12 protein-coding genes and 1 pseudogene are annotated in these 12,485 nt (G+C 41.6%); 4 read left to right on the forward strand and 9 right to left on the reverse strand.

What is annotated here, in order from left to right:
• Positions 1-11 precede the first annotated feature (11 nt).
• From ACOT8F_RS16020 to ACOT8F_RS16035, 4 genes are all read right to left on the reverse strand, one after another.
• On the reverse strand, positions 12-338 hold the full coding sequence (locus ACOT8F_RS16020; protein ID WP_421652931.1) for a hypothetical protein: 327 nt from the start codon (positions 336-338) through the stop codon (positions 12-14).
• A gap of 299 nt (positions 339-637) precedes the next feature.
• Positions 638-877 carry a hypothetical protein gene (locus ACOT8F_RS16025; protein WP_421652932.1) on the reverse strand — a complete coding sequence of 80 codons (240 nt, stop codon included), beginning with the start codon at positions 875-877 and terminating at the stop codon, positions 638-640.
• Positions 878-905: 28 nt separating this feature from the next.
• On the reverse strand, positions 906-1,163 hold the full coding sequence (locus ACOT8F_RS16030; protein ID WP_421652933.1) for a hypothetical protein: 258 nt from the start codon (positions 1,161-1,163) through the stop codon (positions 906-908).
• A 39-nt stretch (positions 1,164-1,202) separates the two neighbouring features.
• Positions 1,203-5,384 (reverse strand): cation-translocating P-type ATPase, encoded by a 4,182-nt coding sequence (locus ACOT8F_RS16035; protein ID WP_421652934.1) that lies wholly within the window; start codon positions 5,382-5,384, stop codon positions 1,203-1,205.
• 177 nt (positions 5,385-5,561) lie between these two features.
• Between ACOT8F_RS16035 and ACOT8F_RS16040 the strand changes: the two genes are divergently transcribed.
• Complete coding sequence (locus ACOT8F_RS16040; protein ID WP_421652935.1) at positions 5,562-5,999, forward strand: hypothetical protein; 438 nt, start codon at positions 5,562-5,564, stop codon at positions 5,997-5,999.
• A gap of 76 nt (positions 6,000-6,075) precedes the next feature.
• Here the strand turns inward: ACOT8F_RS16040 and ACOT8F_RS16045 are convergent, their stop codons facing one another.
• Positions 6,076-6,366 carry a glycine zipper domain-containing protein gene (locus tag ACOT8F_RS16045; RefSeq protein ID WP_421652936.1) on the reverse strand — a complete coding sequence of 97 codons (291 nt, stop codon included), beginning with the start codon at positions 6,364-6,366 and terminating at the stop codon, positions 6,076-6,078.
• A gap of 199 nt (positions 6,367-6,565) precedes the next feature.
• Between ACOT8F_RS16045 and ACOT8F_RS16050 the strand changes: the two are divergent.
• A pseudogene (locus ACOT8F_RS16050) lies at positions 6,566-7,027 on the forward strand (DUF3916 domain-containing protein).
• A gap of 59 nt (positions 7,028-7,086) precedes the next feature.
• On the opposite strand, the gene ACOT8F_RS16055 reads toward ACOT8F_RS16050, so the two are convergent.
• A protein-coding gene (locus tag ACOT8F_RS16055) for an IS3 family transposase (protein ID WP_421652937.1) occupies positions 7,087-8,417 on the reverse strand; the annotation gives its coding sequence in 2 pieces (ribosomal slippage) (positions 7,087-8,006 and positions 8,006-8,417; 1,332 coding nt in all).
• Positions 8,418-8,617: 200 nt separating this feature from the next.
• Entirely contained in the window at positions 8,618-9,439 is an 822-nt protein-coding gene (locus tag ACOT8F_RS16060) for a Cof-type HAD-IIB family hydrolase (RefSeq protein ID WP_421652938.1), read from the reverse strand.
• A gap of 235 nt (positions 9,440-9,674) precedes the next feature.
• On the opposite strand from ACOT8F_RS16060, the gene ACOT8F_RS16065 reads away from it, so the two are divergent.
• Positions 9,675-10,619: a S8 family peptidase gene (locus ACOT8F_RS16065; RefSeq protein ID WP_421652939.1), complete on the forward strand. Its 945-nt coding sequence runs from the start codon at positions 9,675-9,677 to the stop codon at positions 10,617-10,619.
• 27 nt (positions 10,620-10,646) lie between these two features.
• Here ACOT8F_RS16065 and ACOT8F_RS16070 read toward each other — a convergent pair whose 3' ends face one another.
• Positions 10,647-11,165, reverse strand: a complete 519-nt coding sequence (locus tag ACOT8F_RS16070) for a GNAT family N-acetyltransferase (protein WP_421652940.1) — start codon at positions 11,163-11,165, stop codon at positions 10,647-10,649.
• Between the two features lie 220 nt (positions 11,166-11,385).
• Between ACOT8F_RS16070 and ACOT8F_RS16075 the strand changes: the two genes are divergently transcribed.
• A complete protein-coding gene (locus ACOT8F_RS16075; RefSeq protein WP_421652941.1) occupies positions 11,386-11,940 on the forward strand; it encodes an ImmA/IrrE family metallo-endopeptidase in 555 nt (184 codons plus the stop codon).
• On the opposite strand, the gene ACOT8F_RS16080 is transcribed toward ACOT8F_RS16075, so the two are convergent.
• Positions 11,937-12,329, reverse strand: coding sequence for a C40 family peptidase (locus ACOT8F_RS16080; RefSeq protein ID WP_421652942.1), 393 nt, complete (start codon positions 12,327-12,329; stop codon positions 11,937-11,939). The two genes, ACOT8F_RS16075 and ACOT8F_RS16080, sit on opposite strands and share 4 nt — an antisense overlap.
• Between the last annotated feature and the right edge of the window lie 156 nt (positions 12,330-12,485).

The raw sequence follows: 12,485 nt of genomic DNA on the forward strand, positions 1-12,485 counted from the left end.
CTTGGTACCTCCTATTGATAAGAAGTCACACCGCTTGGATTCCTTAATCCCATATTGTCATTATCTGTACCCGCTGGCGGCTGGGAACCTGATGTGAAAGATGAATTCTGAGGATCTAAGCCGCTGGTTACAACCAAGTCGGCTGAGTTATTGTTTGTGTCCCAGCCATTCCCTTGCCCTTCAGCTGTTCCGCCATTATTGTCTTTGCGCTCTGCACTTATTGTAGCGGAAATCGTACCTGCTGGAGCCGTTTCTGAATCATTTGCAGAACCGTAGCCAACAAAATCTACCACATTTGAATCCGTTGAACCTGATACCGAACCAGTGACTTTAGCCAATGCGACTTTTCCGCTGCTTGCATTTAAGTTAACAGATCCTGTCGTATCAGGAACTGGCAGATTTGCGGTTCCCCCGCTGCCGCTTGCTTCTTTGATTTTCTTTATTATACAAAAATACCCTATAGGAAGACCTTTTTTTCAAAATGTCTTTCCTATAGGGTACAGATTATTAAAGGTTCCTGCTTCTTTTTTATTAAGGGTGTTTTTGCAAAGGTTGCTCCTATTCATAGTAAAAAAGCAACAAAGTTTAAGAAAAGAGCCTTTATTAAAAATCTGCACAATTCAGTGACCGCTTTATGTTAAAAAAATCGGGGCAGTTTAGGGAATGGAAGCAATTTCATCAAATTTATATTACTCTCTTTCCCCTTATCCTTGACTCTCCCTAAGAACGTGTTCAAAAATTCCTCCCATATTGTGGATAAGTCATGTTTGTTATTTGAATCCTCCTTAAGCATTTGAGTAGATAAATTTAACGCCTCATCTAAATGCAGTAATGATTGTTTCAATTGTTGCAGGATTTGCTGCTCTTTTTCGGTCATATGCTCCACTCCTCTCTTCAATTCAGGATTATTCAGCAATTTCTTCAACCACTTCTTTGTAGTCAATAATAAATTGATGATCCAGATGTCTTTTCATACGTTCAACTTTTGCCTCCGCAATCATGTCATCAATTCCTTCTTTTGCAGAAACGATCAAAAAACGCATTTGACGTGACACTTGTCCAACGAGAGGTTTTAAGGTATCCCTTGCAACGGGCAGCAGCGTTGAAGCAGCCGCTACTATTACAGATCCAACTATGATTCGATGAAGATTATTTTGAAGCATTATAAGCCTCCTTATCGTTAATTAAATTTTTTTTCAAACTCATCCTGTAATAGCAAGTTGTTCCTGATGCACCAATTTTTCCTGAGGCTGGATAATTTTAAAAATAGACTTTGCAAGGAAGGCGGAAGTACCTCCGATTAAAAGGATTGGAAGCCAATTAGTCATTGGTATAGCACTTGTTTTGAATAGTGTGCTTAAACCAGGAATATAAATTGATGAGAGTAGCGCTAATGCGGATACCCCTAAAGCTCCAATTAAGAAACGATCTTTAGTCCAATCTTTTACTGTTTCAGTTTGCCCTTCCTGCCTCCATGAAAATGTTTGAATAAGCTGCCCTGTGACAAGAGCTGCAAAGGCGGTGGTCTGTGCTACAGCAATTGGAGCACCCAATGAAAGGCTTGTTACAAATAATCCTAGTGATCCCACTCCTAATAAAAGTCCCCTTATTACCACTTGTTTATAAAGGTCTTTATCCGCAATTTCTTGCCGTTTTCTTTCTTTCGTTTTGTTGCCTGGATTCACGGCAAGAACCATTGCTGGTAACGCATCCGTTAATAAATTCATAAGCAAAATCTGAATTGGAACGATTGGAAGCGGGAGACCTGCAATGACTGCGGTACTTGTGACAATGATTTCTGCTAAGTTACCGCATAATAAACACCCAAGTGCTTTTCTGATATTACCGATTATTGTTCTGCCTTCTTTTACCCCATCAACAATAGAACCAAAATGATCTTCCTTTAACACAATATCCGATGTTTCTTTTGTTAATTCGGTCCCAGACCGTCCCATTGCTATTCCAACATCTGCTTTTTTAATGGCCAGCGAGTCGTTAACTCCATCACCTGTCATCGCCACGATATAGCCTTTTTTCTGAAGAATTGATACGATTCGAAGCTTGTGATTTGGAGTTACACGGGCATAAATTCGGATATCATCCACCTTTTCCTCAAATTCTGAATCGTTTAGTTTATTTAGCTGTTCACCTGTAAGCACCTGATCAAATGAAGAACTAATACCGATTTGCTTTGCAATGGCTAAAGCAGTTATCGGATGGTCTCCGGTAATCATGATTGGAGTAATACCCAGTTCTCTCGCTTCTTGAATGCAGTTTTTAACATCTTCTTTTGGAGGGTCGATCATTCCGACCATTCCAATATAAGTGAGGTCATTTTCCATCTCATTTTGGCACTCTTCATCCTGTTTCAGCTTACGAAAGGCAAATCCTAAAACCCTAAGTGAATCGTCAGCATATTTTTCGGCTTGCTGTAAAATTGATTCTCTCATCTTCTTAGTTAACGGGACTTTCTTGCCATTCACTTGCACATTTTTGCAACAGGAAATAATCTTTTCAACCGAACCCTTAGTCAGAACATAGCAATTCTTATGTTCATTTGTTTCCCGGCAAGCTACTGTCATCATTCCTCGATCTGAATCAAAAGGTACTTCATACTCCCTCGTCCATTCTGATAGTCCTTTTTCTAATGAAGGGTATTTTCTTGCAACAGTAAGCAATGCCCCTTCTGTAGGATCCCCTTTTACAATCCAGCGATTATTTTCTTGTATAATTGACGAGTTATTACATAAAAATCCAATACGCAACAATTGTTCTAAGTCTTGATGTGACCTATTATCCCCATTGCCCATCTTTATTTCTCCCTCTGGGCAATATCCGTCACCAGTTACATCAAATTCCTGACTTAAAGTGGCCATTTTTTTAATTGTCATTTCATTTTTTGTCAAAGTTCCAGTTTTATCGGAGCAGATGACATTGACACGTCCAAGTGTTTCAAGTGCTGATAACTTTCGTGTTAAGGAACCCTTCTTTGCCATTCGAAGAATTCCTGCAGTGAGAGCTATTGTAATGGTAACCGGTAATCCTTCTGGTATTGCTGATGCCGTTAAAGCAAGTGACGTTGTCATCATATTTGTTAACGGAATACCTCGTATTAAACCAGCTAAAAAAACAATTCCTCCAATCACAAGAGCACCTTTCATAAAGGCCTTACTGATTCGAGTAACTTGCTTTTGCAGAGGCGTTACTTCCTCTTCATGATCTGTTAACTTCATAAACAGTTGACCAATTTCTGTTTGATTTCCTGTTTGGACTACCACAGCTCTTCCTTTGCCTCTCGTAACATGTGTGCCCATATACAGCATGTTGGCACGATCGGTAATAGGAACATTTTTATCTATTGGCTGAATCATTTTCTGAACAGGCAGTGATTCACCAGTTAATGTTGACTCATCAACTTCCAAATTCCAGGCCTCAATAATCCGTAAATCCGCGGATACTCGTTCTCCAGCTTCAAGTTCAACTACGTCTCCTGGCACTAGCTCCTCTGCTGATACTTCATAAGTTTCCCCGTTTCGGATGACTCTGCAAATAGGCGGGACAAATTTTGTCATTGTCTGAACTGCCTGCTTTGCTTTTCGTTCTTGATAGGTTCCGACCCCAGCATTTAATAATAAAATCGTCCCCATTGCAAAACCGTCAAATAAATGGCCTGTAAAAATGCTAATAAGCGCAGTGATTCCTAATATGGCCATAGCAAATTCTTTAAATTGGCTGATATAGGATTTTAACCAATGCTCCCCTTGTTTTGCTTGAAGTTTATTTTTTCCATAAGTTTTTGTCCATTTCTTTATTGATTTATCATCTAACCCTGCCAATGGACTTGAACCAAATCGTTCAACAACTTCTTCTGAAGTACATGCATGCCAAGAAATTTCAGGTTGCTGCCAGTCTGCAATTCCATGGATTTGCTTAGCCGGCAGCATCTTTTCACTTTTATTCTTAGCGTGAACTAAAAAGCTTAATATTAGGGTATCTCCTATAAGTGCAAGTAAAGGAGCAGATACAAAAGAAGTTAACGCAATTGCGGTTCCAATCAAATTCCAGGCCTTTGTCGTATTCACATATTTCTTAATGGTCTGCTTTATCTGCTTTGATATTCTCAAACTTTCAGATAACTCGTTTAATTGGGTAACTTCAATTGTTGGATAAAGGGAAATTAATTTTTGTGTGTGGAGGGATTTATCATCATGAACGAATAAAATTTCTTCCCGCCTCTTATGTTTGATTTCTTCTAAAGATATAACCTTTACTGATGGGCATATTTCTTCTATTTTTTTATTAAGCTTCCCATGATGAACAGCCACGTTAGTGTCCGTAGGCAGCGCTTCAATAAAGCCAGCAACTTTTTTGTTCAAAGTGCCATTATTTTCATAAAGCATGGATTCTTCCTCAAATAGAACTGTATTAACTTGGGATAATTGATACATGGATCCATTTTGAGGTCTCACCCATCCCCCTTTCTGTGCCGTTAGTTCTGCCTGACTCCACGTATATTCTGATGAAACGGCAGCAGGTCTTGGATTGGCTGTTAATAAAACCCCCAATGCGACAAGCGGGTTTCGAGTGATGGCTAATGCTGCTGCAGAAGCTATGATTCCTATCATTCCAGCCCTTTTTGTGTACTTTTCAACGTCAGGTGAGACAGTGGGCTCATCCAGCCAGTTATTACGGACCTCATCTCTTCTTTTCCAGTTTAAATATTGGAGAAGTGAAAGTCCGGCTAAAACAACAAGATTTTCACGAACAAGAGCTAATGCAAGTGAACTAGCACCTAATACAAAATCTACCAAAGCACCTCGCCTTTTTTGCATCTGCTGAATTCCACGACGAAAGAAAGGAAACCCAGTTGCCACTGCAAACGCACTGCTCAAATAAAAAGGGATAGGATGGCGGGCTAATAATGAACGTCCCCAAAAAAGCTGCTTCAGCCCTAATGCACCCAAACCAGCTACTGACAATGTTAAAGACAAAGGTACTTTCTCATTGTGCTTTTGGTGTTTGGGCATTTCTGATGTAAACGGTAAAACTTTTGTTACTTCTGCGGTGACTGCAACTTGCTCATTCACATCATTGTCAATCTCGTCACATTTGTGTGCTTTATTCTCATTATCAAGCTTCCACGCTACTTCCTCAAACTTCTTTAGGAGTGGAAGAAGTTGATGGATAGAGATGATTCCTTCTATAAAATGGATAAGAATACATCCTCTTGAAACAGATGTTTTAACCGAGGTAACTCCTTCTATTGTGGAAAAAATTCCCTCAAATTTTTCAGCTCGATCACGATTATCATAAATACCATAAAGCTCCATACGAAGGCGACCAGGAAGTATATGGTAATATCTGTTTTTCATTTCAATTCCCATATTTGCACTAGTACCTCCCTTATTGTAAATTTATTGTAAATTTAATTTTGCATAAAATATATTGTGGTCAACTATAAGGGATTTATACAATAAAAATCCTTTTTGATTTTCGAATAGATTGATTATCTGTGGTTATAATGTTAAGTAATTGTAAAGACCTTGGAGGTAAAAAAACAAATGAAAAAATTCTTTTCACTTTCTAACCCTTTAGGAATCCTATTTACGGCTGCAACATTAATCTTTGCCGTCTCTCCGGAAGCAAGAAGGGGTACAAAAAAATTATTGGTAAAAGGGGTAGGCTCTGCATTAGCACTTGGTGACCAAATGAAACAATTAACAACTGGTGCCCGCTTAAAACTAACCACTTTAATGGAAGAAGCTAAGAATGAAAAAGACTCAATGGCATTGCCAAATATGAAAGAAGCAATGTCTTCAATGAAGGAACAAGGGATGGAAAAATCCAAAGAAACTTATAACCAAGCAAAAGAGGCATTTAGTAACATATTTTCTGATACAAAAGAATCTGCTTCAACGGACTCTTCTTCTCCATTTAATGTTATAAATGACGATTCCCTGAAACAAAAAATGAGTGAAATAGAAAATAAACTTCACTAATCCCCCTATCAAGGGGGGTTTTTTTGCATTTAAAAAACTGACCATAGTCAGTTTCAATTAATTTTGATTTAATTTTTTACCTTATAATAACTCTTCCAATTTGAGAACCTATTTGGCACCCAATTTGCCAGCCTAAGAGACCACCTACCAGTGAACCGATAAATGTCCCCACTCCCGGAAGAATACTTGAACCTAGAGCTGCCCCAAAAGATAAACCAAATGCAAAACCAAAACCACCTGTAATATTTCTTGTTGTAGCCAAATTGTATTGCTTCCATGAAAGCTCTCCTTTAGCTAACGAAAATGTATCTTGTATTTGAGCTAAACCCCCTGATAAAACACCAGACATTGTATTGGCCATTACCATAATTTACACCTTCCTTTTTGGATATTGTGTACCAAAATAAATAATATATGAAACATTTTTAAAATATTTTATTCATTTTTACGAGACGATTTAAGCAGCTTTGCAACAGTTTTTGTGCTTTTACAATCCGTACTTGACCAAACACCTTTGAAAATGCAGATTTTTGACGGTCTCTCGCAATAAGAACACTGACTATCATATGATTAAAGGAATTGAAGAAAACACTTTGGAGTTTCCAACAGAAATTTTACAATGGATATTGGCATCTGCATCTACCAGATGCACCCAAGACTTTATAAATTCCGACAAAACACCAAAAAAATAAAACGCCTCTGCATTCAGACACTATTGGATAGAGCTGAACATCTAATTGGATAGAAGCCAAATGACAAAGAAAAATATCGAGTAGTGGTTGCAGTTGATTTACCTGATTTGTGGGGTTCGCAAATTATTGTATTTAAAGGTGACCTTTTAAAAATTTCTTTAACAGGAATGACGAATATCAAAAGTGGCATCATCTATCTGCTGATAGTAACATTCAAACTGAATGGGGATTATCTGTTCCTAACGCTTCACGAAAATCAGGTTTTAAAGAAGTAATTACTGATGAAGACGGATACCATTAGAAGGTGAAATTTGGTTTATAGGGGAGTTAAAATAAACTTAAAGGGACATCTAAATTAATCTGTACCCTTTGTCAAGGACACGGATAAAAAAAGGCTAGGCAGTTTTAAGAAGATGATCTCTGTATTGAACAGGGGTCATCTTTTTTAGATTCCACTGGTAGCGGTGGTAATTGTAATAGGTCATATATTTCTTGATTTCCTTCTTTAGTTCTTGGAGGGTGGTACAGGACTTAATCAATGCTTCATCCTTGAGATGGCCAAAGAAAGATTCCTGCAAGGCATTATCCCAACAGTTTCCTCTGCGTGACATTGACTGGCCCAGCTTCATTTTCTTCACAAGCTTCTGAAAATCAGGATGCGTATAATGGGTTCCCTGATCCGAATGAATGAGCGCATCTTTTGCCAGACGGAAATTCCGTTTCTTCTTCAGCTTCTTAAGTGTATCTGTCGCAAGTTCCATCGTGATTCGGTCCGAGACATGGTAAGCTACAATCTCGTTGGTAGACCCATCCATGATCGTGGATAGGTAAGCCCTTAAGCCTTTTCCGAAGTATAAATAGGTAATGTCAGTCAACAGTACTTTGTACGGGATGTCTTGCTTGAAGTCCCGATTGACCTTATTAGGGACAACCTGATGTTCCTGTGTCGCTTTCATGATTTGTTTATAGGGATTCGCTCTCCGGATCGGGCAGATGATGCCGTATTTCTTCATAATCCGGCGGATGCGCTTTAGGTTGTAGGTCACCTTGAAATGTCCCTCAAGCGTCATTTTAATCTGGCGGGCCCCTTTCTTGCGGGACTTAAAGAGAAAGGCTTTTAGGATCATGCCTCTCGATATTTCATCTTTGGCTTCCTGTTCGTTTCGTTTTCCCTCTGCAGGTGCAGAAAAGTAGCGGTAATAACCGCTGCGGGACACTCCAGTTACTTCGCATAAATGCCGGACCATCTGCTTCAGCCCGTACTTCTCAATCACTTCCCGAATCAGACAGAATTTCTGGGCGGGACTCAGTTCTTTCTGTTTAGCCCCCTTTCGGCGGATCGAATCTTTTTAAGAAGTTCATTTTCCGCCTGAAGCAAACGATGCTGCGCTTCCAGTCTTGCATACTTCTCTTCAAGGGACAGTTCCTTGATTCGCGGTCTGCCCGAAGAGTCTGTCCTGGAGTCTCGCAGTCCGCTTTCCCCGTGTTCATAGTAAGCTTTTCTCCACCGTTCAGAAGAGGATTTCACCCGTTTTATTCCGATGATGGAGATGTCAAAGCCGCATTCTTCAAAAATGTGTCTTGCCAGTTTCCCCTTCTCATATTCCAAGACAAACTTTAATTTAAACTCCTCTGTATATGTAATCCCTTTTGGGGTTACGGAGTTCGTGTAACGGTTCTTCTCAAGCAGTTTGATCTCTTTTTCTGTAAAGTCTCTGTTACTCATTGGTTTCTCCCGTTTTTCTTTTTTCTTTATTATACAAAAATACCCTATAGGCAGACCTTTTTTCAAAGTGTCTATCCTATAGGGTACAGATTAAATACGTATGTCCCTTTTCTTAATTAAAAAAACTACAATATTGTTTAACAGGGTCTAAATATAAAAAATTTGTTAAGGATCAAATGATATTGATGTGAAAGTTTTCACTACTGTACTGTTACTGTTTTTAAGATAAACTCTTCAACAACCTTAGCCACTCCATCGTTCATGTTCGTATCTGTAATATAATCCGCTTTCTCCTTGACTTCATCCGCCGCATTTCCCATCGCAACTCCAAGGCCTGCAAATTCAATCATGGATAAGTCGTTATGACCGTCCCCAACCGCGATGACTTCCTCACGGCTGATGCCAAGCTGCTGAATAAGAGAGTTTAAGCTTGTCCCTTTTGTGACCCCCGCTTCAGTAAACTCCAGGAAGTATGGTTTTGAACGCATAACGGCTAAGCTTCCTGCAAATTCCTTCTGCAGCTTTTCCTCCACTGTTTTAAGATATGCAGGTTCTCCAAGCATTAAGGCTTTCACAACTGGTACTGTGACAGTATCTTTAAAACTGCTTACCACTTCTATTGGCAGGCCAGTCAGTTTCCCTTCCATATCCGTGTACGGATTTGCATCCTCCGTCACAATGGTATCTTTGATATACGTATGAATCCACACATCTTCCCGGCGGCTGACATCGTATAAGTGATGAATCGTCTCAGCTGGCAAAGTAGAGCTGAACAAGGTTTCGCCTGTTTGGCAATTGTTAATTTTTCCACCGTTAAAAGAAAGAATAAAGCTGCCGTATTCTTTCAATTGCAGCTCCTCAGCAATCGGAAGCATCGCAGTTGTCGGCCGTCCGGAAGCGAGCACCACCTTCGTTCCTGCTTCCTGAGCCGCCATCAAGGCTTCCTTCGTCCCCGGAGAAATCGTCAAATCATCACGCAGCAGCGTATCATCTAAATCTAGAACAATCATTTTGTATGTCATGTTTGTTAGTTCCTTTCGTCAATAACTTTCCCTCTGCATTTTACTATATTTGAGCAAGATTCGCCTTGGGTGTGCTTAATTTTGCAGAAATTAACTATTTTACTATTATTCTTTGAGCACAAATAGTCAGGATAACGATAGCAAAACCCTCTCTCCCTTCATAGGATACAGCAAGCAAGTCCAAGTCCCCGTTTACCGGGGTATTGCTGTTGAAAGACGAAGGGAGATCATCGATTTGTCCATTGTCAAACTAACACCTTTTCGTGTAGGAGCAACGAAAGAAAGCATTTCAGGGATTCCGCAGGGAATCAGAATGATCGGGGCACCGTCGTACTGGCAACAAGGCTTCAAGGGAGAGGGTACGGTCGTCGCTGTCCTTGACACCGGCTGTCAGACGAGCCATCCAGATTTAAGAGGCCAAATCATCGGCGGACGCAATTTCACGAATGACTACCTGGGCATTCCTTCTAATTTCCAGGATAACCACGGCCATGGCACCCATGTCTGCGGGACAATTGCAGGCACGGGAGATAACGGGGGCGCAGCAGGAGCTGCCCCAAAAGCTAAATTGCTTGTGCTAAAAGTATTAAGCGGCTCAGGAGAAGGAAAAACGGAGAACATCACAGCTGCCGTCAAATATGCGACAAGATGGCGCGGACCAAAAGGAGAAAAAGTGCGGGTCATTTCCATGTCACTAGGCGGGCCGGACACCAATCCTTCATTGCACGCCGCCATCAAGTCCGCCGTACAAAACAACATCATTGTCGTATGTGCTGCCGGAAATGATGGGGACGGCAATGCCCGAACAAGCGAATACAGCTATCCAGGGGCATACCCTGAGGTCGTCGAAGTCGGCTCTGTCAGCTTTCAGCAGCGCATCTCTCCATTCAGCGACTCCAACAGCGAAATTGATTTAGTCGCACCTGGCGAAAAAATACTGTCCACTTATCCTCCAAGCAAATACGCTGTCCTGTCAGGAACCTCCATGGCTACACCTCATGTATCAGGTGCACTTGCCCTGATTATTAGTAAATATGAGAAAAAGTTGAAGCGGACGCTGTCAGAGCCGGAGATTTACAGGCTGCTGATTCAGAATACGGTTTCTTTAGGATATCCGCGGACTGATGAAGGAAATGGCATGCTGAAGCTCAAAGGCGGGAATGGCGGATTTTCTATTTAGAAGCGTGAAGGGGAGTGAGATGGGATCTCACTCCTCGCTTTGTTCGATCGTTAGTCTATAGGCTTTTACAATGATGCCGTCCCCAGCAGGCTCAAAGTCAAACTGTGGCAACCGGGTAAAGCCCATTCGCTCATAAAGCCTCATAGCAGCTTTCATAAAATCAGCTGTATGCAGCCCGATATAAGGGGATCCCTTTGCTTTTGTCCGGCGGACGCATTCCTTGATCAATGCTTCTGCCACGCCTTTGCGGCGCGCCCGTTCTGAAACGGCCAGCATCCGGATTTCAGGATAATCCATCAAATCCACGAGCCCATCATAAGCATCCAGCTTTGCTGGATACAAAGCGACGCTGCCGACCACTTCCCCATCAAGCTCTGCAGCTAAAAGCTCAACACCAGGTCCTGTGTCGGAAGCAGACGAGATCGCTTTCTTCAGCGCATCCCAATGACCGTCCGGAATGCTTGGGGCATGCTCCTCATACGCCTTCACCCGCTGTTCCCGTATTCCCTCAACTTCGTGATCCAATGCCTCTCGAATGGTCACCATTTTCAACAGCCTCCCCTTTTAGAAAATAGTACCACAGGGAAACACCACCCACACCGAATGTTTTCCTCATCCATAAACTGTACAAGCAGAAAAATCAGGCAAAGGAGTTGTCCGTATTGGCTGCTTATACAGTGGATGTCTATGCCTTTTTTGTCAATGGTGCAGATCACGCTGGAAATACCTTGCGGGTCAAACAGGAGATTCAAAAAGCAAATGACGTGTGAAGGGCTGCGTAACATTTGATTTGAAAGGGATCTTTACCAGCGAGAAGAGGCGGATCGATGCCCGCTCGATTTCCTCTGATTATGTCTTCATTAATCCTACAATCGATGTTTTGTTTCAAACGGCTAAAAAGATGGCTGGCCATAAAACGGGAATTTATGTTCTTTACTTAAGCGGAGATTATTTAGCTCCAGGCAAAGGCAAAAAAGTCGTCGGTGTTGGCGGAACAGAGCTTGTCTCTTTTCAAAGTGCAGCCGACTACGAGCTGTCCGGACGGATTCTCCTCACCGAAAAAGCCGCAGGACGCTATACACTGGCACACGAATTAGGACATGTCCTGTTCTCACGCTATGAACCCGGACGAGCTGCCCTCACCCACGATGACCCATCCGGCCCCTACATTCACTCGACCGGAAAGCGATCCCCCGCCCATAACAATGACCAAAACAACCTCATGTATCCTGTCTCACCATCTGCTCACCCCCGCATCACCAGAAAGCAATGCCAAACCGCCAGGCAAAGCAAAATCACCCGGCGGCAGAAAGGCATCTAAATCACCCGCTTCGCACCTGCAAAAGCTAACTTCCAATACGAATTCAACTCCGAAACCATCACCTTCTTCCCCTCACGATACGTGTGAAGCATATGTCCGCTGCCAAGAAAGACCCCAACATGTCCAATTTTTGAAGGCAGCTGGCGGTCTTTTCGGGTCTTGGTGGTGAAAAAGAGCAAATCTCCTTTTCTGATTTTGTTAAAAGGAATGGGGATTCCCATTGTGTATTGCTGGCGGGAATTTCGCGGGAGGGAGATGCCGTAGACTCCAAAGATGTACTGGGTGAAGGAGCTGCAGTCGAATACTTTTGTTTGATGGGGCGGGGCATCGAAAACATAAGGAGTGCCTAAATACTTTAGGCCTGTCAAAATAATTTGATTGGCTAACATGTTACCCCTCTTTTTCAGCTTTTCCTATATTTCATGAAAAAACCACTCTGTTTGATTGGACAGGTTCAGCATCTGAAATGTATTTTTGAAACTAGCATTCACTTCATTGACTGTTCTGTTAACTGGGCTGCTTATGAAACGATTGGGCGAATGAAG

The sequence above is a fragment of the Chryseobacillus diguaensis genome, from assembly GCF_049220665.1.
In the GTDB taxonomy this organism is placed as follows: Bacteria; Bacillota; Bacilli; order Bacillales; family Bacillaceae; genus Metabacillus_B.